This is a genomic window from Curtobacterium sp. NPDC087080 (genome assembly GCF_044745105.1).
GTDB lineage: Bacteria > Actinomycetota > Actinomycetes > Actinomycetales > Microbacteriaceae > Curtobacterium.
The window spans coordinates 52980-77174 of the sequence record NZ_JBIUZP010000007.1; the positions used below are offsets into that span (position 1 = coordinate 52980).

18 protein-coding genes and 2 tRNA genes are annotated in these 24195 nt (G+C 68.8%); 13 read left to right on the plus strand and 7 right to left on the minus strand.

Features of this window, described 5'->3' with window-relative positions:
- The first annotated feature begins 457 nt into the window (after nucleotides 1-457).
- The 10 genes from dnaA (at nucleotide 458) to ACIPEQ_RS15875 (ending at nucleotide 11932) form a co-directional block, all read left to right on the plus strand.
- A complete protein-coding gene (gene dnaA, locus ACIPEQ_RS15830) occupies nucleotides 458-1924 on the plus strand; it encodes a chromosomal replication initiator protein DnaA (protein ID WP_058728337.1) in 1467 nt (488 codons plus the stop codon).
- 596 nt (nucleotides 1925-2520) lie between these two features.
- A complete protein-coding gene (gene dnaN / locus ACIPEQ_RS15835) occupies nucleotides 2521-3666 on the plus strand; it encodes a DNA polymerase III subunit beta (protein ID WP_402715910.1) in 1146 nt (381 codons plus the stop codon).
- 69 nt (nucleotides 3667-3735) lie between these two features.
- Nucleotides 3736-4623 carry a phosphogluconate dehydrogenase (NAD(+)-dependent, decarboxylating) gene (gene gnd / locus ACIPEQ_RS15840; RefSeq protein WP_126889975.1) on the plus strand — a complete coding sequence of 296 codons (888 nt, stop codon included), beginning with the start codon at nucleotides 3736-3738 and terminating at the stop codon, nucleotides 4621-4623.
- Nucleotides 4624-4656: 33 nt separating this feature from the next.
- Nucleotides 4657-5835: a DNA replication/repair protein RecF gene (gene recF / locus ACIPEQ_RS15845; protein ID WP_402715911.1), complete on the plus strand. Its 1179-nt coding sequence runs from the start codon at nucleotides 4657-4659 to the stop codon at nucleotides 5833-5835.
- Nucleotides 5835-6335 (plus strand): DciA family protein, encoded by a 501-nt coding sequence (locus ACIPEQ_RS15850; RefSeq protein WP_209675847.1) that lies wholly within the window; start codon nucleotides 5835-5837, stop codon nucleotides 6333-6335. The genes recF and ACIPEQ_RS15850 overlap by 1 nt, the downstream gene beginning before the upstream one ends.
- A gap of 133 nt (nucleotides 6336-6468) precedes the next feature.
- Entirely contained in the window at nucleotides 6469-8478 is a 2010-nt protein-coding gene (gyrB, locus tag ACIPEQ_RS15855; protein ID WP_402715912.1) for a DNA topoisomerase (ATP-hydrolyzing) subunit B, read from the plus strand.
- Between the two features lie 131 nt (nucleotides 8479-8609).
- Complete coding sequence (gene gyrA / locus ACIPEQ_RS15860) at nucleotides 8610-11273, plus strand: DNA gyrase subunit A (protein WP_126889978.1); 2664 nt, start codon at nucleotides 8610-8612, stop codon at nucleotides 11271-11273.
- Nucleotides 11266-11673 (plus strand): DUF3566 domain-containing protein, encoded by a 408-nt coding sequence (locus ACIPEQ_RS15865; protein WP_126889979.1) that lies wholly within the window; start codon nucleotides 11266-11268, stop codon nucleotides 11671-11673. Before gyrA ends, ACIPEQ_RS15865 begins: the two co-directional genes overlap by 8 nt.
- A 76-nt stretch (nucleotides 11674-11749) precedes the next feature.
- Nucleotides 11750-11826, plus strand: a tRNA-Ile gene (locus ACIPEQ_RS15870).
- A 33-nt stretch (nucleotides 11827-11859) separates the two neighbouring features.
- A tRNA-Ala gene (locus ACIPEQ_RS15875) sits at nucleotides 11860-11932 on the plus strand.
- A 581-nt stretch (nucleotides 11933-12513) separates the two neighbouring features.
- Here the strand turns inward: ACIPEQ_RS15875 and ACIPEQ_RS15880 are convergent.
- Nucleotides 12514-13089, minus strand: a complete 576-nt coding sequence (locus ACIPEQ_RS15880; protein WP_126889980.1) for a hypothetical protein — start codon at nucleotides 13087-13089, stop codon at nucleotides 12514-12516.
- A gap of 116 nt (nucleotides 13090-13205) precedes the next feature.
- On the opposite strand from ACIPEQ_RS15880, the gene ACIPEQ_RS15885 reads away from it, so the two are divergent.
- Both ACIPEQ_RS15885 and ACIPEQ_RS15890 read left to right on the plus strand, forming a co-directional pair.
- Complete coding sequence (locus ACIPEQ_RS15885; RefSeq protein ID WP_126889981.1) at nucleotides 13206-13745, plus strand: peptidylprolyl isomerase; 540 nt, start codon at nucleotides 13206-13208, stop codon at nucleotides 13743-13745.
- Nucleotides 13746-13750: 5 nt separating this feature from the next.
- Complete coding sequence (locus tag ACIPEQ_RS15890; RefSeq protein WP_402715913.1) at nucleotides 13751-14617, plus strand: rhomboid family intramembrane serine protease; 867 nt, start codon at nucleotides 13751-13753, stop codon at nucleotides 14615-14617.
- A 361-nt stretch (nucleotides 14618-14978) separates the two neighbouring features.
- Here the strand turns inward: ACIPEQ_RS15890 and ACIPEQ_RS15895 are convergent, their stop codons facing one another.
- Nucleotides 14979-15233 carry a cell division protein CrgA gene (locus ACIPEQ_RS15895; protein WP_111228127.1) on the minus strand — a complete coding sequence of 85 codons (255 nt, stop codon included), beginning with the start codon at nucleotides 15231-15233 and terminating at the stop codon, nucleotides 14979-14981.
- Nucleotides 15234-15315: 82 nt separating this feature from the next.
- Between ACIPEQ_RS15895 and ACIPEQ_RS15900 the strand changes: the two genes are divergently transcribed.
- Complete coding sequence (locus tag ACIPEQ_RS15900; protein ID WP_402715914.1) at nucleotides 15316-15960, plus strand: anthranilate synthase component II; 645 nt, start codon at nucleotides 15316-15318, stop codon at nucleotides 15958-15960.
- A 285-nt stretch (nucleotides 15961-16245) separates the two neighbouring features.
- On the opposite strand, the gene pknB is transcribed toward ACIPEQ_RS15900, so the two are convergent.
- The 5 genes from pknB to ACIPEQ_RS15925 all read right to left on the minus strand — a co-directional run bounded on the left by pknB (nucleotide 16246) and on the right by ACIPEQ_RS15925 (nucleotide 24191).
- On the minus strand, nucleotides 16246-18063 hold the full coding sequence (gene pknB / locus ACIPEQ_RS15905) for a Stk1 family PASTA domain-containing Ser/Thr kinase (RefSeq protein ID WP_402715915.1): 1818 nt from the start codon (nucleotides 18061-18063) through the stop codon (nucleotides 16246-16248).
- A gap of 125 nt (nucleotides 18064-18188) precedes the next feature.
- Nucleotides 18189-19913, minus strand: a complete 1725-nt coding sequence (locus ACIPEQ_RS15910) for a protein kinase (RefSeq protein ID WP_402715916.1) — start codon at nucleotides 19911-19913, stop codon at nucleotides 18189-18191.
- Entirely contained in the window at nucleotides 19910-21364 is a 1455-nt protein-coding gene (locus tag ACIPEQ_RS15915) for a penicillin-binding protein 2 (protein ID WP_250366435.1), read from the minus strand. The genes ACIPEQ_RS15910 and ACIPEQ_RS15915 overlap by 4 nt, the downstream gene beginning before the upstream one ends.
- Nucleotides 21361-22809 carry an FtsW/RodA/SpoVE family cell cycle protein gene (locus ACIPEQ_RS15920; RefSeq protein ID WP_402715917.1) on the minus strand — a complete coding sequence of 483 codons (1449 nt, stop codon included), beginning with the start codon at nucleotides 22807-22809 and terminating at the stop codon, nucleotides 21361-21363. Before ACIPEQ_RS15920 ends, ACIPEQ_RS15915 begins: the two co-directional genes overlap by 4 nt.
- Nucleotides 22806-24191, minus strand: coding sequence for a Stp1/IreP family PP2C-type Ser/Thr phosphatase (locus ACIPEQ_RS15925; protein ID WP_402715918.1), 1386 nt, complete (start codon nucleotides 24189-24191; stop codon nucleotides 22806-22808). Before ACIPEQ_RS15925 ends, ACIPEQ_RS15920 begins: the two co-directional genes overlap by 4 nt.
- Nucleotides 24192-24195: the final 4 nt, after the last annotated feature.

Below are 24195 nucleotides of genomic sequence, written 5' to 3' on the forward strand. Positions count from 1 at the left end.
CCGAATGGCCGCAGTCAACTGGTTAACGGTACGTGACGGCGGCGGTGAGGTCAAACGGCGCCGCGACCCGGACGAGCACGGGGCACACGCACGATCATCATCCACATTGGGGAAAACGTGCGTTCGGTACGACTCGGCCGGACCCTTTACAGTGGGGTGATCGATCGGCCCGTTCCGCGGAGCGACGGGGGAGTCACCTCGACGTCCGCACTCGGGTCGCCGTGGACAGGACTGTGGACAACCCTGTGGATCACCGCCACGGAGCGACAGCGGTCCGGCCCCGTGGATCTGCCGCGCCGGACACGCTCGTGGAGCACCTCCGACCGAGCGGGCCCGAGCCACGCCGCCACCCGCGACGACCGGACGGGCTCGACGCGACGGGGACGACACGGGAGCGGCGGACCACCGCCGACGTCCGACACCAGCACACCGACACCAGACCAGGAGACCAGCGCGAATGACGATGCCGGCCGACCCCGTCGAGGACCTCTGGTCCTCCGTCCTGGGCCTCCTCTCCGAGGACGACCGCATCACCCCGCAGCTGCACGGCTTCCTCAACCTCGTCGAGCCGAAGGGCGTGCTCGCCGGCACGCTCTACCTCGAGGTCCCGAACGACCTGACGCGCGGCATGCTCGAGCAGCGGATCCGGGTCCCCATCACCGAGGCCGTCTCGCGGGTCGGTGACGACTCGGTCGCGAACTTCGCCATCACGGTGAACCCGGACATGGCGTCCGAGCCGCGCGTCGACCCCGTCGTCGCGAGCCACGTCCCCGAGTACGCCGAGCCCGTGCAGGCGCCGGTGGAGCAGAGCGCGGCGCCGCGGCAGTACATCGAGGCGCCGTTCGTCCCGAGCCAGATCGACTCCCCGGGCACCGGCGGACGCCCCGAGTCACGCCTCAACCCGAAGTACAACTTCGACAACTTCGTCATCGGCTCGTCGAACCGCTTCGCCCACGCCGCCGCGGTCGCGGTCGCCGAGGCGCCGGCCAAGGCCTACAACCCGCTCTTCATCTACGGCGACTCCGGCCTCGGCAAGACGCACCTGCTGCACGCGATCGGCCACTACGCCGAGAGCCTGTACCCGGGCATCCGCGTCCGGTACGTGTCGAGCGAGGAGTTCACGAACGACTTCATCAACTCGATCGCGAACAACCGCTCGAACCAGTTCCAGCAGCGCTACCGCGACATCGACATCCTGCTGATCGACGACATCCAGTTCCTGCAGGGGAAGGACTCCACGCAGGAGGCCTTCTTCCACACGTTCAACACGCTGCACGACCACAACAAGCAGGTCGTCATCACGTCGGACGTCGCGCCGAAGCACCTGACCGGCTTCGAGGACCGGATGCGCTCGCGGTTCGAGTGGGGTCTGATCACCGACGTGCAGGCACCGGACCTCGAGACGCGCATCGCGATCCTGCGCAAGAAGGCGCAGTCCGACCACCTGCAGGTGCCCGACGACATCCTCGAGTTCATGGCCTCGAAGGTGTCGAGCAACATCCGGGAGCTCGAGGGCACGCTCATCCGCGTGACGGCGTTCGCGAGCCTGAACCGGACGGCCGTCGACATGGCCCTGGTGCAGACCGTCCTGAAGGACCTGATCACCCTCGACGACGACAACGTGATCGCGCCGACGGACATCATCAACCACACCGCGGAGTACTTCAAGCTCTCGGTCGACGACCTCTACGGATCGTCCCGGTCCCAGGCGATCGCCACCGCCCGACAGATCGCGATGTACCTGTGCCGTGAGATGACGAGCCTGTCGCTGCCGAAGATCGGGCAGCTGTTCGGCAACCGGGACCACACCACCGTCATGTACGCGAACAAGAAGATCACCGAGCTGATGAAGGAGCGTCGGTCGATCTACAACCAGGTCACCGAGCTGACGAGCCGCATCAAGCAGGACCGCCGCTACCGCTGACGCGAGCGGGACCACCGCCACCGAGGCAGCACCCACGCGCATCAAGCAGGACCGCCGCTACCGCTGACGCGGGCGCGAGCAGCCGACGCGGACGCGACCGGCTGACGGACGGGAGGCACGGTGCGACACGGCACCGTGCCTCCCGTCCGTCGTTCCGTCGTCGGCCAGGAGGCCCGCACCACCACCCGCGGATCGGCCCGCCTCGGCGCGCATCCACCATCTGAGACGGTTCCATGGGCCGAGTTTCCCCCAGTGTGGAAAGCCTGTGGATAACTGTGGAGGACACGCGGTCCGGTTGTTCACAGTTCTGACCCGACCTGTGGAGACTGGGGATGGAAGCGGATAGATGAGATTTGTTCATCCAGACGCTGCCAACACGCGACTCACAACTCACACGTGTGTAGTTCCCTGTGGAGAAGCGGGATGCACAGAGTTATCCACACTGTGCACAGGCGTTAACACCATTGATCCTGGTTAACGATGAAGTTCCGCGGGCCAACCTTGTGGACGGCGGGATGACAAGAAATCCGGGCCCTGCTCCGCTGTGCCACAATGGGGCGGCCGGACAGTCCAACCGATCGACAGGGGTCCCAGCTGTGAAGTTCGAGGTCAACCGGGACGTCTTCTCCGAAGCCGTCTCCTTCGCGGTGAAGCTCCTCCCACAGCGCACGACCCTCCCGATCCTGTCCGGAGTCCTCATCCACGCCGAGGGCGATCGGCTCACGCTGTCGTCCTTCGACTACGAGGTCTCGGCCCAGACGTCGATCACGGCGCAGATCGACGAACCGGGCACCGTGCTCGTCTCCGGCCGACTGCTGAACGACATCTCGAGCCGACTTCCGAACGCCCCGGTGACCTTCACCACCGAGGACACGAAGATCTCGGTCACCTGCGGATCGGCGCACTTCACGCTGCTGTCCATGCCGGTCGAGGAGTACCCGACGCTGCCGGAGATCGGCGAGCAGACCGGGGTCGTCCCCGGTGACGCCTTCTCCGAGGCCGTGTCCCAGGTCGCCGTCGCCGCCAGTCGCGACGACGTCACCCCGGTCATCACGGGTGTCCAGCTCGAGGTCGGCGACAACGACCTGTCGCTCATCGCCACCGACCGCTACCGCGTCGCGGTCCGCACGATCGCGTGGGACTCCGGACGCGTCGGCTCCGCCCCGCTGCACGCGCTCGTCCCCGCCCGCACCCTGCAGGAGGTCGGCCGCACGTTCGGGTCGGCGTCCACGGTGTCGGTCTCGATCAGCGGGTCGTCCGACCGTGAGCTCATCGCCTTCCACGCCGACGACAAGACCGTGACCTCGCTGCTCATCAAGGGCAACTACCCCCCGGTCCGCCGGCTCTTCCCCGAGACGGTGAACGACCACGCGGTGATCAACACCGCCGAACTCGTCGAGGCCGTCCGACGGGTGTCCCTCGTCCTGGAGCGCGAAGCGGCGCTCCGGTTCTCCTTCTCGGTCGACGGGCTCACGCTCGAGGCGATCGGATCCGAACAAGCGCAGGCGTCAGAGTCGATCAGTGCGTTGCTGACCGGGGAGGAAACGGTGGTCTCGCTGAAGCCCGCCTTCCTCCTGGACGGGTTGAACGCGGTGCACTCCGAGTTCGTCCGCATCTCCTTCACCAAGACGGAGAACCCCAACAAGCCGGGCCCGGTGCTCATCACCGGCCAGACCTCGCAAGAGGCCCCGGCGACGGACGGATACCGGTACCTGCTGCAGCCCAATCTCCTGCTGCGATAGCGCAACAGCCGTACCACTGCGCTGACGCGCCACTGGCCACCAGCGCGACGACGAACAGAAGAGGAAATCATGCACATCGGTCTTGTCGGCCTCGGTCGCATGGGCAACAACATGCGTGCCCGTCTCCGCAACGCAGGCATCGAGGTCACCGGGTACGACGCGAACCCCGCCGTCTCCGACGTCGCCGACCTCGGCGCCCTCGCCGCCGCACTGCCCGAGGGCAAGAAGCTCGTGTGGGTCATGGTCCCGCACGGCAAGATCACCGACGACGTGATCACCGACCTCGCCGGCGTCCTGTCCGAGGGTGACCTCGTCATCGACGGCGGCAACTCGAAGTGGCTGGACGACACGATCCACGCCGAGCAGCTCGGCGCGAAGGGCATCCGCTACATGGACGCCGGTGTGTCCGGTGGTGTCTGGGGCAAGGACAACGGCTACGGCCTGATGGTCGGCGGCGCCCCCGAGGACGTCGAGTTCGCGATGCCGGTCTTCGACGCGCTCCGCCCCGAGGGCCCCCGCGAGGAGGGCTTCTCGCACGCCGGCCCCGTCGGCGCCGGTCACTACGCCAAGATGGTCCACAACGGCATCGAGTACGCGATCATGCAGGCGTACGGCGAGGGCTACGAGCTCCTCGAGGCCAAGGACATCATCAAGGACGTCCCCGCGGTCTTCGCCGGGTGGCAGCGCGGCACGGTCGTGCGCTCCTGGCTGCTCGACCTGATGGTGCTCGCACTGAACGAGGACCCGAAGCTCGACGCGATCGAGGGCTACGTCGAGGACTCCGGCGAGGGCCGTTGGACCGTGGAGGAGGCCATCGAGCACGCCGTGCCGATGCCGACCATCTCCGCGTCGATCTTCGCGCGCTTCGTCTCGCGTCAGGGCAGCGCGTCCCCGACGATGAAGGCCGTCGCGGCGCTCCGCAACCAGTTCGGCGGCCACGCCGTCAAGAAGGCGTAGTTCAGGTAACCACCTGAGCTCGTCTCGGCCCGCGTGCACGTCGACCACCTGCAACTCACCGACTTCCGGAACTACCGGGAGGCGGACGTCGACCTCGCACGCGGGCCGAACCTGTTCGTCGGACGGAACGGGCAGGGCAAGACCAACCTGGTCGAGGCCATCGGCTACCTGTCCACCCTCGGCTCCCACCGGGTCCCGACCGATGCGGCCCTCGTCCGCCAGGGCTGCGACGCAGCGATCGTGCGCGCTCGACTGGCCCACGAGGACCGCAGCATCCTGGCCGAGGTGCAGATCAACCGCACCGGGTCGAACCGAGCGCAGGTCAACCGCGCTGCGATCAAGCCCCGCGAGCTGCCGCGCTACTGCACGAGCGTCCTCTTCGCCCCCGAGGACCTGGCGCTCGTCCGCGGGGAGCCCTCCGGCCGGCGGCGGATGCTCGACGAGCTCCTCGGCCAGATCGCCCCGCGGATGCAGGGGGTCCTCGCCGACTACGACCGGACGCTCCGGCAGCGCAACACGCTCCTGAAGACGGCGCGGTCGAGCGGTGCCCGGTCCGGGTCGCTCGCGACGCTCGACGTCTGGGACGACCGGCTCGTCGCGTTCGGTGCCGAGATCATCGCGGCCCGTGACCACCTGACACGACGGCTCGCGCCGTTCGTCACCGAGGCCTACGCCACGGTCGCCGGCGAACGGCACGAGGCGACGATCTCGGGTGTGCTCAGCGTGCGGGGCGGGGACCCCGAGGACGCAGCGGCCACCGACCCGGTGCTCGGGACGCCGGACGAGCCGGTGTCGGTCGCCGCCGCGGCCGATGCCTTCCGGGGCGCGCTCGAGCGGCGGCGGAAGGACGAGCTCGACCGCGGCCTGACCCTCGTCGGACCCCATCGCGACGACGTTCTCTTCCAGCTGAACGGGTTACCTGCCCGCGGCTACGCCAGTCACGGCGAGTCCTGGTCGTTCGCACTCGCGATCAAGCTCGCCGGCGCCGCGGTGCTCCGCGCGGAGTCGACGCTCGGCGATCCGATCATCATCCTCGACGACGTGTTCGCCGAGCTCGACGAGTCACGGCGTGAACGGCTTGCGGGCGCGGTCGCCGACTACGAGCAGGTGCTCATCACCGCCGCGGTGTTCGGGGACGTGCCTGACCAGCTCGCCGCCCACACCGTCCGGATCGAGGCGGGCACGATCGTGACGGACGAGGCGCACGCCTGATGCCGAAGCCCTGGAAGCCCTCCGAGCCGGCGCGGGTCTACCGCCACCTGCGCGCCGTCCTCGGTGACCCGTCCCTCCGCACCGTCGACGCCCGACGCCGCCGTTCCCGCGAACTCGACGCCGACACCGTCCCGTACGGCAAGGGGCGTGAACCCCGCGGGCTCGGGGACGTCGTCGGTGCCCTGGCTCAGGAGCTCGGCTGGTCGGAACCGCTCGCCCGCTCGGAGCTCTTCGTGGACTGGCCCGCGGTGGTGGGCGACGAGCTCGCCAAGCACTCCCGCCCGATGACCATCGACGACGGCACGCTCGTCATCCGCTGCGACTCGACGGCATGGGCGACCCAGCTCCGCCTGATGCGTGCGACCGTGACCACGACGATCGCCGAGCGCCACCCCGGAGCGGGCGTGCAGTCGATCCGGGTTTCCGGGCCGGACGCCCCCACCTGGAAACGCGGTCCCAGGACGGTCCAGGGGCGTGGTCCCCGCGACACCTACGGTTGACCCGACGAAATCGTCCTCGGGGATGAAGAACACCCGTCCAGCGGGCGGATGAGCCCCGTGGAGAGAAGCTCCTGCGGTAGACTGGCGAGTGCAGTGTGCGGGCGTTCCGCGCGCAGGCAGGAGCAATCCCGACATGGCATCAGAATCTGACGACGACCGGACGATCCCGCAGGACGAGACCGAGCAGGCTCCACCGACGGAACCATCGTACGGCGCAGACCAGATTCAGGTGCTGGAGGGGCTCGAAGCGGTCCGCAAGCGCCCGGGCATGTACATCGGTTCGACCGGTCCCCGGGGTCTCCACCACCTGGTGCAGGAGATCGTGGACAACTCCGTCGACGAGGCGCTGGCCGGCTACTGCGACACGATCGACGTGACGATCCGCGAGGACGGTGGCGTCCGCGTGGTCGACAACGGCCGCGGCATCCCGGTCGACACCCACGCGGCCGAGGGCGTCTCGACGCTCCAGGTCGTCCTCACCGTCCTGCACGCCGGTGGCAAGTTCGGCGGCGGCGGGTACGCGGTCTCCGGTGGTCTGCACGGCGTCGGTTCCTCCGTCGTGAACGCCCTGAGCTCCGAGCTCGACGTCGAGGTTCGCCGCCAGGGGCACGTCTGGCGCCAGAGCTACACCGACGGCGTCCCGGTCGCCCCCGTCTCGAAGGACGAGGAGACGGACGAGACCGGCACCACGATCACGTTCTGGCCGAACGCCGACATCTTCGAGACCGTCGAGTTCGACTACGAGACGCTGCGCACGCGCTTCCAGCAGATGGCCTTCCTCAACAAGGGTCTCCGCATCAACCTCACCGACGAGCGCACCCCGGACGAGGGCGAGGAGTCGCGGAAGGACTCCTTCCGCTACGAGCGCGGGCTGCCCGACTACGTCGAGTACCTCAACGCGCAGAAGAAGGCGGACCTGGTCCACCCCGACGTCATCGCGATCGAGGCCGAGGACACCGAGCGCAAGATCGCGCTCGAGATCGCCATGCAGTGGAACACCTCGTACCAGGAGAGCGTCCACACCTTCGCGAACACGATCAACACGCACGAGGGCGGCACCCACGAAGAGGGCTTCCGCGCTGCCCTGACGAGCCTGGTCAACCGGTACGCCCGCGAGACCAAGATCATCAAGGAGAAGGACGACAACCTCACGGGTGACGACATCCGCGAAGGGCTGACCGCCGTCATCTCCGTGAAGCTCGGCGAGCCGCAGTTCGAGGGGCAGACGAAGACCAAGCTCGGCAACACCGAGGCCAAGTCGTTCGTGCAGCGCGTCGTCGGCACCGAGCTCACCCACTGGTTCGAGAGCAACCCGGCCCAGGCGCGCGACGTCGTGCGGAAGGCGATCCAGGCGTCGCAGGCGCGGCTCGCCGCCCGCAAGGCGCGCGAGACCACGCGTCGCAAGGGCCTGCTCGAGTCGGGCGGCATGCCCGGCAAGCTCAAGGACTGCCAGTCGAAGGACCCGACGCTGTCGGAGATCTTCATGGTCGAGGGTGACTCCGCCGGCGGTTCCGCCGTGCAGGGCCGCAACCCGATGACGCAGGCGATCCTGCCGCTGCGCGGCAAGATCCTGAACGTCGAGAAGGCCCGCCTCGACCGCGCCCTGGCCAACCAGGAGATCCAGTCGATGATCACGGCGTTCGGCGCCGGCATCGGCGAGGACTTCGACCCGGACAAGGCCCGGTACCACAAGATCGTGCTGATGGCCGATGCCGACGTGGACGGCCAGCACATCACGACGCTGCTGCTCACGCTGCTCTTCCGCTACATGCGTCCCCTCATCGAGCGCGGCTACGTGTACCTCGCGCAGCCGCCGCTGTACCGCCTGAAGTGGTCGAACGCCGCGCACGAGTACGTGTTCAGCGACCGGGAGCGCGACGCCCTCATGCAGGCGGGCATCGCCGCCGGCAAGCGCATCCCGAAGGACAACGGGATCCAGCGCTACAAGGGTCTCGGCGAGATGGACTACAAGGAGCTCTGGGACACCACGATGAACCCGGACACCCGCACGCTCCTGCAGGTCACGCTCGAGGACGCCGCCGCGGTCGACAGCGTCTTCGCGACGCTGATGGGCGAGGACGTCGAGTCGCGTCGCCAGTTCATCCAGCAGAACGCCAAGGACGTCCGCTTCCTCGACATCTAGTACCGGCCTGGAGGCACGGTGCCAGCCGCGTCGACCAGTCCCGACCCCCTGTGGTCGCGCCCGGCGCGACCGACGGAACCAGTGCCTCCCGGCCGATCACCGGAGGGCCACCAGAAAGGTGACCAAGCCACATGGCTGACGACAACGAGAACGGCGCCGACGAGCAGCCCGAGATCGTGCACGGCGAGGTAGGCGACATCGTGGTCTCCGGCGACCGCATCTCGCAGGTCGACCTGCAGCTCGAGATGCAGCGGTCGTACCTCGACTACGCGATGTCCGTCATCGTCGGACGTGCGCTGCCGGAGGTCCGTGACGGCCTGAAGCCGGTGCACCGCCGCGTGATCTACGCGATGTTCGACGGTGGCTACCGACCGGACCGGGCGTTCTCGAAGTGCTCCCGCGTCGTCGGCGACGTCATGGGCCAGTTCCACCCGCACGGTGACAGCGCGATCTACGACGCGCTCGTCCGCCTCGTGCAGCCGTGGTCGCTCCGCTACCCGCTCGCGCTCGGTCAGGGCAACTTCGGGTCGCCCGGCAACGACGGTGCGGCCGCCCCGCGGTACACCGAGACCAAGATGGCGCCGCTCGCCATGGAGATGGTCCGGGACATCGACGAGGACACCGTCGACTTCCAGGACAACTACGACGGTCGCACGCAGGAGCCGTCGATCCTGCCCGCGCGCTTCCCGAACCTGCTCGTCAACGGGTCGGTCGGCATCGCGGTCGGCATGGCGACGAACATCCCGCCGCACAACCTGCGCGAGGTCGCCGAGGGCGCCCAGTGGGCGCTCGCGCACCCGGACGCGACGCGCGAGGAACTGCTCGGCGCGCTCATGCAGCGGATCAAGGGCCCGGACTTCCCGACCGGCGCCCAGATCCTCGGCACCAAGGGCATCCAGGACGCCTACCGGACCGGTCGCGGCTCGATCACGATGCGTGCCGTCGTGAACGTCGAGGAGATCCAGGGCCGCACGTGCCTGGTCGTCACCGAGCTGCCGTACCAGGTGAACCCGGACAACCTCGCGATCAAGATCGCCGAGGGCGTCAAGGACGGCAAGCTCGCCGGCATCGCCGACATCCGCGACGAGACCTCCGGCCGCACCGGGCAGCGCCTGGTCATCGTGCTCAAGCGCGACGCGGTGGCGAAGGTCGTGCTGAACAACCTGTACAAGCACACGCAGCTGCAGGAGAACTTCGGCGCGAACATGCTCGCGATCGTCGACGGAGTGCCGCGCACGCTGTCGCTCGACGGGTTCATCTCCGCGTGGGTCGACCACCAGATCGACGTCATCGTGCGTCGCACGCAGTACCGGCTGCGCGAGGCCGAGAAGCGCGCGCACATCCTGCGCGGCTACCTCGCCGCGCTCGACGCCCTCGACGAGGTCATCGCGCTCATCCGTCGCTCGCCCGACGTGGAAGAGGCGCGGACCGGTCTGATGGACCTGCTGTCCGTCGACGAGATCCAGGCACGCGCGATCCTCGAGCTGCAGCTCCGGCGCCTGGCCGCCCTCGAGCGCCAGAAGATCCACGACGAGGCCGAGGAACTCGAGCGGAAGATCGCCGACTTCCAGGACATCCTGGCGTCGGAGACCCGGCAGCGCACGATCATCGGTGACGAGCTCGCCGAGATCGTCGACCGCTTCGGGGACGACCGTCGCAGCGAGATCATGCTCGGGTACGACGGCGACATGTCGATCGAGGACCTCATCCCCGAAGAGGAGATGGTCGTCACCATCACCCGCGGCGGGTACGTCAAGCGCACACGGAGCGACAACTACCGGTCGCAGCACCGTGGTGGTCGCGGCGTCAAGGGCGCGCAGCTCCGGGCGGACGACATCGTCGAGCACTTCTTCGTCACCACGACCCACCACTGGCTGCTGTTCCTCACGGACCAGGGCCGCGTGTACCGCGCCAAGGCGTACGAGCTGCAGGAGGCGAGCCGCGACGCCAAGGGCCAGCACGTCGCCAACCTGCTCGCGATGCAGCCGGACGAGCAGATCCAGCAGGTGCTCGACATCCGCGACTACGAGGCCGCGCAGTACCTCGTGCTCGCGACCGAGCAGGGTCTCGTGAAGAAGACCGCGCTCACCGAGTACGACACGAACCGCACCGGCGGCATCATCGCGATCAACCTGCGCGAGGGCGACAAGCTCGTCCAGGCGCTGCTCGTCGACGAGACCGACGACCTGCTCCTCGTGTCGAAGCACGGCATGTCGCTCCGCTTCACCGCGACGAACGACACCCTGCGTCCGATGGGTCGGTCGACCTCCGGCGTGAAGGGCATGTCCTTCCGCGGCGACGACTCGCTGCTCGCCGCGCGGGTCGTGTCGGACGACGGGTACGTCTGGGTGATGACCGAGGGCGGCTACGCCAAGCGGACCTCGGTCGACCAGTACCGGGTGCAGGGCCGTGGTGGTCTCGGCATCAAGGTGGCCAAGCTGGCCACCGACCGAGGCGACCTGGTGGGCGCACTCATCGTGGGCGAGGACGACGAGGTGCTCGTCGTGCTGCAGTCGGGCAAGGTGGTAAGGTCTGCCGTGTCCGAGGTGCCCGCCAAGGGTCGCGACACGATGGGTGTGGTCTTCGCGAGGTTCGCGGAGAACGACCGGATCATCGCGGTGGCCCGGAACAGCGAGCGGAACCTGGACGACCAGGACGACGCCGAGCCTGAGATCGAGCCTGCGGGCCCGGTGGAGACGGTGAGCCCTGACGAAGCGGCGCCCGAACCCGCCGACCCCGCCGACACCGAGCCTGTCGAGGACGAGGCCGGAGAGGACCAGTCGAACAATGAGTAGTGTCGCCGAGAAGCTCCAGAAGAAGGCGAAACGTCCCACCGGTACCCGGCAGGTCCGCCTGCGTCTGGTGTACCTCGACTTCTGGTCGATGGTGAAGCTGAGCTTCCTCATCGCCCTCGCCGGGTCGATCGTGATCGTCGTGGCCACGGCGCTGGTGTGGGTCATCCTGAACCAGACCGGTGTCTTCACCCAGATCGACGCCCTGCTCAAGGACGTCACCGGGCAGAACAGCTACTCGATCATGGACCAGTTCTCCCTCGGGCAGGTCCTCGGGTTCTCCGTCGTGGTGGGCATCCTCAACGTCGTCGTCGGCACCGTGCTCGGCGCGATCGTGAGTGTCCTCTACAACCTCAGTGTGCGGATCACGGGCGGCCTGCTCGTGGGCTTCACGAACAACTGACACACCCGGGCCGGATGGCAGCTCGCCCTCGATTTCGTTCTGCGAGATCGGTACGGTAGGCTTTCATCTGGTCTGAGGGGCTATAGCTCAGGCGGTTAGAGCGCTTCGCTGATAACGAAGAGGTCCAAGGTTCAAGTCCTTGTAGCCCCACCACTTCCCTCCGGGGGCCGGTACGCTGGTCCTCACGGGGCCTTAGCTCAGTTGGTAGAGCGCCTGCTTTGCAAGCAGGATGTCGGGAGTTCGATTCTCCCAGGCTCCACTCCAGAAGCCCTTGCTCGCGACTTCGTCGCTTCGCAGGGGCTTCGTTCTGTGCTGGCCGGCGCAGCCGGCGCGCCGCTCCGCGATGGTCGCCCGGTCCCGTCGCCTCCGGTCCGGCTGCGGACCCGGTTGCGGGGCTTGTCGCCCGGCGAGTGCTGCCGCTCTGCGGCGGTCGCCCGCGAGCGCTGCTGAAGGACCTCGTCGGTCGTCGTCGGGTGAGCGGTGCGGCCGCGGTGGGCGTTCGCGGTGCAGTGCGGTCGCACGACGTGCCGTCTGTGGGTGTTCCGGCGCGGCATGTCGTCGCACCTGAGCGAGCGGCCGCGGAAGGTCGCGTGACCGCGCCCCGCGGCGACCGACGGGATGGGTGCCTCCCGCGCGACGACGCTGCTGCTGGCCGCGAACGGGCAGGTCGTGCCGTGTGCGTGCCACCGAGCGGGTTGTCCTGGTCGAGTGACCGAGGCGAGCGTGACAGAACGTGCCCGCTCGGTGATCGGCAGGCATCGGAGCACGACGGGCGGGCTGGGCCGGGGACGACGAAGGGCCCCCGCGCAGTGCCGGGGCCCTTCGTACGAACCGGGGAGGTCAGGCGGCGGGCTTCTCCGCCGAGTCGGCGTCGTCGGCGACCCAGAGGTCGTCGTCGGCGCGGAGCGTCTGGTACGCGGCGTACGCGGCACCGGCGACGGCGACCACACCGACCACGATGAGGGCGACGCCACCGAAGCCCAGACCCTTCTTCTGCTGGCCAGGCGTGTACTTGGCCGCAGCCTTCTTCGCCTTCTTGCCCTTCTTCTGGGCGTCCTTCACGATCTTCTTGACGCGCGGGTCCTTCGCGAGGTCCTTGACGCTCATGACCGAACCGGCGGTCGCGACGAGGCCGGGGACGACCTCGGTCTGGAAGCGGTGGGACGCGCTCTGGGCGGCCGAGGTCGCTGCGTGCACACCCGTCGCGACGGCGGGACGGATCCCGTTGTCGATCGCGTTCTGCACGCGCGGGGCGATGTCCTTGCGGGCTGCATCGGCAGCGTGCGAGCGGGCCTCGGCGAGGATCGCGTTCGCGTGCTCGAGGACCTTGCGCTGCTCGCCGAGGAGCGAGGCCGTCTTGCCCTTGAGCTTCTTGATCTGCTTCCGACGCTTGCGCGGGATCTCGATCGTCGTCATCTGGTACCTCCATCGGATCGGCGTGACCCCATCCTGCCACCGAGCACCCTGACAGGTCACGGATCGTCGGCTGTGTGATCCGTCCCACCGTCAGGAGTACATGCGAGAATCGGAACATGTCTCTGCACACCGCTGTCGCAACGATCCACACGAACAAGGGCGACATCCGCGTCAACCTGTTCGGCAACCACGCCCCGAAGACCGTCAAGAACTTCGTCGACCTCGCGACCGGCAAGCAGGAGTGGACGCACCCCGGTACGGGCAAGGTCTCGACCGACAAGCTCTACGACGGCGTCGTCTTCCACCGCATCATCAAGGACTTCATGATCCAGGGCGGCGATCCGCTCGGCCAGGGCATCGGTGGTCCGGGCTACCGCTTCGACGACGAGATCCACCCGGAGCTCACCTTCCAGGAGCCGTACATCTTCGCGATGGCGAACGCCGGCATCCAGGGCGGGCGCGGCACCAACGGCTCGCAGTTCTTCATCACGACGGTGGCCACCCCGTGGCTCCAGGGCAAGCACACCATCTTCGGCCAGGTCGCCGACGACGAGTCGCGCGCCGTCGTCGACGCGATCGAGGGCGTCCCCACGGACGGCCGTGACAAGCCGCTCGACGACGTCGTCATCGAGAGCATCGACGTCGAGGACGTCTGAACCCGGTGACCGACCAGGCCCCGGGGCGGGACAACTACTGTTACCGGCACCCGGACCGGCAGAGCTTCATCCTGTGCCAGCGGTGTGGGCGGACCATCTGCACCGAGTGTCAGACGCCGGCGGCCGTCGGCGTGCACTGCCCGGAGTGCGTCCGTGAGCAGCGTGCGCAGTTCCAGGCGAACCGTCGTGCCTCGGGGGCGCCGGGCGGTCTGACCGTTGCTCGGCGTCGCTTCGCGATGATGGACCAGAAGGCGACCACCGTGATCATCGCGGTGTCGGTCGTGGTCTGGCTGCTGAACCTGCTGTCGGGCGGCGTCGTCAACCAGTGGCTGAGCTACTGGACCCCGCTGGTCGGGACGCAGCCGTGGCGACTCGTGACGGGGCTCTTCGTCCACTCGTCGATCTTCCACATCGGGTTCAACATGCTCGCGGTGTTCATCTTCGGGCGGATCCTCGAGAACCTGCTCGGGACGTGGCGCTTCGTGGCGCTGTACTTCCTGGCCGGCCTCGGCGGTGACCTCGCGGTCTCCCTGCTGACGCCCGGGACCCCCGTGGTCGGTGCCTCGGGTGCGATCTTCGGTCTGTTCGCGGCGTTCTTCGTGATCCAGCGGAGCCTCGGCTACAACGCCGTCCAGCTGCTCGTCATAATGGGGCTCAACCTCGTGGTCGGGTTCCTGCCCGGGACGAACATCTCGTGGCAGGCGCACGTCGGCGGCATCGTCCTCGGCTTCGTCACCGGGTTCGTCTTCTCCAAGACCCGGAACGTCCGCCAGCGGGGCCTGCAGATCGGTCTGCTCATCGCCGAGGCCGTGCTGCTCGTGGCCGGCATCGGAGCCGCGTACCTCAGCATCGGCGGCTACGCGATCGGCTGAGCACCGCGGAGCACCGTCAGAACGCCCCGTCCCACCGCAGTGTGGGGCGGGGCGTTCTGCATCTCCGCGTACCGCTCTCCACAGCTGCCCGCTGAGTTATCCACAACTGGGGACAACTCGGTGAGTTACACGGGTGTGATTATCCCCACTGTGGAGGAGGCTGTGGACAACTCGGGGAAGCAGGTGTGGATGACCGTGTGGAAAGTGTGGACAACTGTGGAGAATCGGCCCTCGAGTGTGGATGAACGGCTGCGGTCGCTGTTGCGCTTGTGGAGAGCGGGCTGCGGCGAAAGGGCCGGACGAACGACGACGCCCGCCGCACCAGGAGGTGCGACGGGCGTCGGAGGTGCAGAGCGGCGAGTCAGCGCCAGCGCGTGGTCATGAGGAAGCCGATGAACATGATCCCGAAGCCGATCAGGATGTTCCAGGAGCCGAGCGACGGCACCGGCAGGGTCGTGTTCGAGATGTAGAAGACGATCACCCAGGCGAGCCCGACGAGCATGAAGCCGAACATGACCGGCTTGAACCACACGGGATTGGGCTGGTCGCCCGCCGTGTCGACCGAGTCGGCTCGGGTCCTCCGGGCGGGCTTGGTGCGGTCCTTGTCCTTGGCCATGGCCGGTATCCTACCGTGACCATGTCTGTGGGAAGACCCTCAGCAGCCCGCGCACATCCCCCCCGAGTACGGTGATCCGACCATGACCAAGATCCTCGTCGTCGACAACTACGACAGCTTCGTCTACACCCTCAACGGGTACCTGCAGCAGCTCGGCGCGGACACCGACGTCGTTCGGAACGACGCGTTTCCCGAAACCGAGATCGCCGAGCGGATCGCCGACTACGACGGCGTGCTGCTCTCGCCCGGTCCGGGCACGCCAGCGGACGCCGGCGTCTCGATCCCCACCGTCCGGGCGGCGATCGACGCCGAGACCCCGCTGCTCGGTGTGTGCCTGGGCCACCAGGCCATCGCCGAGGCGCTCGGCGCGACGGTGACCCACGCCGAGGAACTCATGCACGGCAAGACCTCGCAGGTCGACCACGACGACAGCGTGCTCTTCACGGGCGTCCCGCACCCGTTCACGGCCACGCGGTACCACTCCCTCGCCATCGTGGACGGCACGGTGCCGGACGAGCTGACCGTCACGGCGCGGACCGGCGGCGGCGTGATCATGGGTGTCGAGCACCGCGACCACCCCGTGTACGGCGTGCAGTTCCACCCCGAGTCGGTCCTGACCGAGGGTGGGTACCGGATGGTCGGCAACTGGCTCGAGACCACCGGTCTGGTCGGCGCCGCCGAGCGGGCCGCGGCCCTGAACCCCCTGATCGCCGAGCACCGGTCCTGACGGCGCCGGTCGAGCGCGTGCAGATGCACGCCGGAGGGTGCCGGCGCTGACCGGGCCGTCCGCCACCTCGGCCGTGCGTCGTCCGACGCCACCGGTCCACCGGACGCTCCCCGTCTCCTGACGCAGCGCGTCTTCCGACGCTGACCGTCTTCCGACGCTGCCCGCCTCGCGACGTGACCGCCTTCGCGACGTGACCGCCTCGCGACGTGACGGACGGGGCGGTGGGTGCGGCGTGCCTCCAGGCGGGCGGACGTGTGCCCGCGCCAGCCGACGCGACGGACCGGGCTACTGCCCGCCGTCCCCGCCTCCGACGCTCCCGCCAGCGGCACCACCCTGGGCCGGGGCCGCCGGAGCGGACGGGGCCTGCGACTGCCGCTGCGCCGAGGCAGCGCAGTAGGTCAGCGTGATCGTGCTGCCCTGTGCGACGTCACCCTTCGGCGCACTCTGCTGCACCACGATGCTGCCGGTGCACGTGTACGTCGGTGACGCGACGACGTTGAGCCCGAGGTTCGCCAGCGCCTCGTTGGCGGCGCTGATGGGCTGCTGCGTGACGTCCGGCAGCTGCACCTTGCCGTTCGACACGGTCAGGTTGACGACCGAACCCTTCGTCAGCTGCGTGGTGCTCGCCGGGTCACTGCTGATGACGGTGCCCTCGGGGACGTCGCTCGAGTAGTCGCTGTTGATCGCGCCGATCGCGAAGCCGGCGGCCTTCAGGGCCTGTTCCGCAGCGTCCTGCGTCTGGTTCGCGACGTCCGGGACGGCCACCTGCTCCGGGCCGAGGGACACCACGACCCTGATGCTCTGCTTGCGGGCGACGTTGGTGCCGGACCCCGGTTCGGTCCGGATGACCGTGTCCTTCGCGACGTCGTCGGAGTTCTCGCCGACCTCGACCGCGCTGAGGTCGCGCTTCTCGAGCTCGGTGCGCGCGGAGTCCCACGTGGCACCGACGACGTTCGGCACGGACACCGAGGACGACACCGGAGCCTTGCCCGGCTGCAGGTTGGCGACGAAGAACACCACGCCCGCGATCACGGCGGCGGTCAGGATGATGCCGAGCCATATCCACGCGACCGGCGGTCGGTTCTGCGTGCGCTGGGGGCGGTGGTCGGCGGCGTCGTCGTCGAGCTCTCGGAACGCGACCGCGGGGTTCGAGGTGGTGCGAGGGTTGACCCCGAAGAGCATCGTGGACGCGTCGTGCGCGGCGTTCTGCTGCAGCGTGCGCGTGGAGACCGGGACCTTGCCGGCAGCCGCCTGCTGCAGGTCGGTCCGGAACTCCGCAGCGTTCTGGAACCGGCGCGTGCGGTCCTTCACCAGGGCGTGCAGCGTGACGGCGTCGAGCGCCGGGGACACCTCGGGTGCGAGCGTGGACGGGGCGACCGGCTGCTCGCTCACGTGCTGGTAGGCCACCGCCACCGGCGAATCGCCGACGAACGGCGGTCGGCCGGTCAGCAGCTCGAAGAGCAGGACGCCGGTGGAGTACAGGTCGGTCCGCGCGTCGACGGTCTCGCCGCGGGCCTGCTCCGGGGAGAAGTACGACGCCGTGCCGAGGATCGACGTGGTCTGCGCCACCGTGGCGGACGTGTCGGTGATGGCGCGGGCGATGCCGAAGTCCATGACCTTGACCTGACCGCCGTGCGTCACCATGACGTTCGCGGGCTTGATGTCACGGTGCACGACGCCGGCGCGGTGCGAGTACTCGAGGGCGGTCAGGATGCCCTCGGTGATGCGGACCGCCTCTGCCGGGTCGAGCGGGCCGTCGTCGAGGACGTCGGACACCGCGCGGCCGTCGACGTGCTCCATGACGATGTAGGGCACCTGGACCTGGTTGCCCGAGGGCTCGGTGACGGTCTCCTCGCCCGCGTCGTACACACGCACGATGGTCGGGTGCGCCATGCGGGCTGCCGCCTGCGCTTCTTGCCGGAAGCGGATCCGGAACGTCGGGTCGGACGCGAGGCTCGGCTTGAGGAGCTTCACGGCCACCTTGCGACCGAGTCGCGTGTCGGTCCCCACGTGCACCGTCGCCATGCCCCCGCGACCGATGACGTCACCGATCTCGTAGCGGTTGGCGAGGAGCGTGATCCCCGCGGTCACACCTTCTGGCACGTACTCCTCCGAATGTCCGTCCGGGCAAGTGTACGGCAGCGCTTCCTGCCCGAACGCTGACGACGGGGGCTCCCGACGAACCGTTACACAACGGTGTCGACAGCCCCCGTTCGGGTGACGATCGGTCAGGGTTTGGCGGCTCCGGTCGACGGCGCGGTCGGGGTGCCCGTCGGCGTGGGGGTCGTCTGCTCCCAGGTCGCGGTCGCCGGGTCCGAGGACTCGGAGGCGGCGAGCGAGCCGCAGGTGACCGTGTACGTGAACGACACCGGGGCGCCCGCTGCGTCGGCCTGGATGGTGACGGCCGTCGAGCTGGTGTCACCGGAGGTCGCGCCGGAGGCGTCCTTCCCGCCCGACACCGTCCACGAGTACTTCGAGACGGTGTACCCGTCGGGGCAGGTCGCGGCCGACCAGCTGAAGGTGACCTGGCCGGACTCCGACACCGTCCCCGCGGTCGGGGTGTTCGGCTTGTTGGCCGTCGGCGGGGTCGTGTACTGGGTGATGGTGACGAGGGTGCCCTCGACCACACTGCCGGTCGGGGTGATGTCCGCGACCGTCTCGGCCTGCTCCGCCGTCGGTGCTGGACTGCCGTCCTGCACCGTGACCTCGAACCCGCGCTGCTGGAGCTCGTTCCGGACCTCGTCGGCGTTGCGACCGAGGTAGTCGCTCTTGTTCAGGAAGACCCGGGTCGTCGTGGGGGTCGGCGTCGGCGTCGGTCGGGTGGGTGCCGGCGACGAGGACGTCGGAGCGGGCTCCGGCTCGTCCGACCCGCTGAGCGCGAACGCCGCGATGACACCGCCGATCACGAGCACCGCGAGGACGCCCACGAGCCACCAGATCCAGGTGCGCTTCTTCCGCGGCTCCTCGTCCTCCGGGGCCGCGGGCGACCGCGGCGTACCGGGAGGGCCGGCGACCGCTCCCGCCTGCGTCCCGATGAGCGCGGTCGCAGCGTCGTCACCGGGGCCCTGCGGCGGGTTGAACGCGACGGTCCCGCCACCACCGACCGCCGGGACGGCGACGGTCGCAGCAGCGACGTCCCCACGGCGCAGCGCCTGGGCTGCACGGGCGAGGTTCGCGGCGGTCGCCGGGCGGTCCGCCGGCTTCTTCGCGATGCAGGACAGCACGAGGGCCGACACCGGCTCGGGCACGTCGCCGGGCAGCGCGGGCGGCTGCTCGTTGATGTGCGCCATCGCGATGGCGACCTGGGACTCACCGGTGAAGGGGCGACGTCCGGCCAGGCACTCGTACGCGACGATGCCGAGCGAGTAGATGTCGGTCGACGGCGACGCCGGGTGGCCGCTCGCCTGCTCCGGCGACAGGTACTGGACGGTGCCCATGACCTGTCCGGTCGCGGTGAGCGGGACCTGGTCGGCGATGCGCGCGATGCCGAAGTCCGTGATCTTCACACGGCCGTCGGGCGTGATGAGCAGGTTGCCCGGCTTGATGTCGCGGTGCACCAGACCGACCGCGTGCGCGGCCTGCAGGGCGTTGGCGGTCTGGGCGACGATGTCGAGCACCTTGTCGACCGGCAGCGTGTGCTCCCGCTCGATCATGGTGGACAGGGCCTCGCCGGGGACGAGCTCCATCACGAGGTAGGCGCTGCCGTCCTCCTCGCCGTAGTCGAAGACGTTGGCGATGCCCTCGTGGTTGACGAGTGCCGCGTGCCGGGCCTCGGCGCGGAAGCGCTCGAGGAAGCCCGGGTCACCGAGGTACTCGTCCTTCAGGATCTTGAGTGCGACGGTCCGGCCGATGACGAGGTCGGTCGCCTGCCACACCTCGCCCATGCCGCCGATCGCGACACGGGAGGAGAGCTGGTACCGCCCACCGAAAGTGAGTCCGCTGGTGGGTCTCATTTGTTCAGCACCGCCTCCATGACCTTCTTCGCGACCGGAGCCGCGACCGTGTTGCCGACGCCGGACTGCCCGAGTCCGCCACCGTTCCCGACGACGACCGCCACGGCCACCTCCGGGTCCTTCGCCGGGGCGAACCCCGTGAACCACAGCGTGTACGGGTCGCCCGTACCGCCTTCCGCCGTGCCCGTCTTGCCCGCGACGTCGACTCCGTCGATCTTGGCATTGGTGCCGGTCCCGCCGCTGACGACGCTCTGCATCGCCTCGGTCAGGTCGGCGGCCTCGGAGCCGGACAGCGGGTCGCTGTACTGCTTCGGCGAGAACGACTCGACGGTCTTCAGGTCGCTCGTGGTGATCGAGTCCACGAGCGAGGGCTGCATGACCTTGCCGCCGTTCGCGATGCCGGCAGACACCATCGCCATCTGCAGCGGCGAGACGCGCACGCTGGCCTGCCCGAAGGCGCTCAGCATGAGCTGCGCGGTCGAGTCGACGTCGGGGTACTGGCTGGCGGTGGCACGCATCGGCACCTCGATCGCGTCGCCGAACCCGTACTCGTCCGCGACGGACTTGATCGTGTCGTACCCGAGCTTCTGACCGAGCTCGGCGAACGGGATGTTGCACGAGTACTGGATCGCCGTGCGGAGCTGCACCGTCTCGCCACCGCCGCAGGAACCACCCTCGGCGTTGTTGATGTAGGTGCTGGTGCCCGGGAGCTGCAGGCGGGACGGGTTCGGGAACTCGGAGTCGAGCGTGTACTTGCCGTCCTTCAGCGCGGCGGAGGCCACGACGAGCTTGAAGACCGAGCCCGGCGTGTACAGGTCGCCGCCGATCGCGCGGTTCTGCAGCGGGGTCGGGGTCTGCTGAAGCAGGGCGTCGTACTGCTGCTTCACCTGTGCGGTGTCGTGCGAGGTCAGCGCGTTCGGGTCGTACGCCGGCTTCGACACCATCGCCAGGATCTTGCCCGTCGACGGCTGGATCGCGACCACGGCGCCGCTGTTCTGGCCGAGCGCGTCGTACGCCGCCTGCTGCACGTCCGGGTCGATCGTCAGGTTGACGTTGTCGCCCTGGACGTCCTGGCCCGTGAGGATGGCGTTGAGGTTCTGGAAGAACGAGGCGTCGGAGTTGCCGGAGAGCACGGTGTTCTCGGCGCTCTCGATGCCCGTGTTGCCCTGCCCGATGGTGAAGTAGCCGGTCACGGCGGAGTACAGCGCACCGTTCGTGTACTTGCGCTGGTACTGGTACTGGTCGTCCGAGGGGGTGGACTCGGCGATCGGGCTGCCGTCGACCAGGATCGCGCCGCGCTTGGTCGAGTAGCTGTCGAGGATCGTGCGGGAGTTCCGCGAGTCGGCGCGCAGGGAGTCGGCCGCGAAGAACTGGATGGACGTCGTCGACACGAAGAGCGCGACGAACATGAGCACGATGACGGTCGAGACGCCGCGGAGCTGTCGATTCACCGGGAGCGCTCCTTCCTGGTCGTCGCACCGCGTCCGGAACGGCCACGGGCGGCGGGGACCGCGCCCTGCTGGACGCGCTGTTCTGCGGGGATCGAGTCGGTCAGGCGCAGCAGCATCGCCGCGATGATCCAGTTCGCGATCAGGGACGATCCACCGGCGGCCATGAAGGGTGTGGTGAGGCCGGTCACCGGGATGATCCGGGTGATGCCGCCGACGACGACGAAGACCTGCAGGGCGATGATGAAGCCGAAGCCGACGCCGAGCAGCTTGCCGAAGTCGTCCTGGGCCATGAAGGCCACGCGCAGGCCTCGGGACGCCAGGACGATGAACAGGGCGAGGATCGCGAAGACGCCGATCAGCCCGAGCTCCTCGCCGAGCGACGCGACGATGTAGTCGGCGTTCGCGACGGGGGTGATGTACGGGCGGCCCTGGCCCAGGCCGGTGCCCGTGATCCCGCCGTTCGCGAAGCCGAACAGGCCCTGCACGAGCTGGTAGCTGCCCTGGGTCTGGCGGTCGAAGATCGTCTGGTCGAACGGGTCGAGCCACTGCTCGAAGCGGCCTCGGACGTAGACCAGGACCGACTGCGCGACGAGGGCTCCACCGATGAACAGGCCGAGACCGATGACGACCCACCCGAGCCGCGCGGTGGCGACGTAGATCATCACGAGGAACAGGCCGAAGTACAGCAGCGCCGTCCCGAGGTCGCGCTGGAACACCAGGACGGCCATCGCCGACGCCCACATCACGAGGATCGGACCGAGGTCGCGGGCGCGCGGGAAGGTCATGCCGGCGAACTTCTTGCCGACGATCGAGAGCGAGTCGCGTGCGGTGACGAGGTAGCCGGCGAAGAACAGCGCCATCGTGATCTTCGCGAGCTCGCCGGGCTGGAACGAGAACGGGCCGATGCGGATCCACACCCGGGCACCGCCGATGTTCTCCCCGATGCCGGGCAGCATCGGCAGGAGCAGCAGCGCGATCGTCGCGAACATGAAGATGTAGCGGTAGCGCTGCAGGAAGCGGTGGTTGCGGACCGCGACGACGGTGATCGTCGCCAGGACCATCGCGAGCATCGTCCAGACGATCTGCTTGACGCCGATCGCGTCCCAGCCGGTCAGGCCGTTGTGGACGTCGATGCGGTAGATCTCGGCGATGCCGATGCCGTTGAGCACCAGGGCGATCGGCAGCACGAACGGGTCCGCGTGCTTGGCGACCACCCGGAGCGCCACGTGCATGACGAGTGCGAGTCCGAGGATGCCGGCGCCGACCCAGAGCACACCGGTGTCGAAGATCCGGCCCTTGGTGCCGAGCTGCACGAGCACCATCGCCCCGGCGCAGATGCCGCACGCGATGACGAGCAGCACGAGCTCGAGGTTGCGGGCACGGGCCGGCTCACGCAGCTTGATCGTGATCGCCTGCGTGAAGGACTGGGCGGTCGCGGCGCTCATCGGGTGGCTCCCGCCGCGTCGGTCGGCGAAGCGCCGTCCGTCGGTGAAGCGCCGTCCGACGGCGAGGCCGACGGGGTCGGCGACGGTGTCGGCGACGAGGACGTGTCCCCGCCGGTGCCGGCCTGGTCCTGACCGGTCTCGGCGGCCTTCCGCAGCCGGTCCACGATGTCACGAGCGTCGGAGAGCGACGTCGCGTTGATCGTCGAGCGCACGTTCTCGCGGGTGTAGTCGGGGAGCGACGACACCGAGATGTCGGTGTCCTCGTAGACGTCCGACAGGGCGATCGGGCCGATGGACTGCTGCACGCCCTGGTAGATCGCGACCGTGCCGCGGTCGGTCCCGACGTAGTAGTGCGCCTGCGTGATCCGCCAGCCCAGGAACACCGCGCCGACCAGCGCCGCGACGGCGACGACGAGTGCGATCGACCAGGCAACTCGGCGCCGGATGCGACGACGGCGGTCCTCGGCGATGAGCTCGGCGAAGTACTGGTCGGACTCGGGCTCGAAGTGGGAGTCCTCGGGGACGGAGCTCACCTTGAGCGGGTGGAGCAGGATCGTGGGGAGGCGGATCGGCTTCCGGCCGGTCGACGCCTCGAACGTCAGCGGTGCGGCTGCGGAGCCGACGGTGGTGGCCGCGGCGTCGTCGTCCTCGGGCTCGGTGTCGGTGACGTCCATCACGACGACGGTCACGTTGTCCGGGGCGCCGTGGTCGAGGGTCTCCTTGACCAGGCGCTGCGTCACCTGGTTCGCGTCCATGTTCGACGCGAGTGCGTGGCGGATCCGTTCCTCGGCCAGGTACGACGACAGGCCGTCCGAGCAGAGCAGCCAACGGTCGCCGGTCTGGATGTCCATGACGGCGGTGTCGACCTCGGGTGCGGCGTCGACGTCCCCGAGCACGCGCATGAGCACCGAGCGACGGGGGTGGACGGCTGCCTCTTCCGGGGTGATCCGGCCGCTGTCGACGAGCCGCTGCACGAAGGTGTGGTCGGAGGTGATCTGCTGCAGCTCGCCGTCGCGCATCCGGTAGATGCGGGAGTCGCCGATGTGGGCGATCGCGATCTGCTCGCCCACCCGGATGAGCGCGGACACCGTGGTGCCCATGCCGGTGAGCTCCTGGTGTTCGAACACCGTCTCGGTGATGAGCTGGTTCGCGGCGATGAGCGCGGACTGCAGGGCGAACTCCGCGTCGTGCGCGGACGGGAACTCGCGGTCGACCTCGCGGATGCGGCGGATGGCGATCGCCGAGGCGACGTCGCCGCCGGCGTGCCCGCCCATGCCGTCCGCGACCGCGAACAGGTGCGTGCCGGCGTACCCGGAGTCCTGGTTGTTGGCACGGATGCGCCCCACGTGGGACACAGCGGCGCTCAGCGTGCGAGCCGTCATGTGC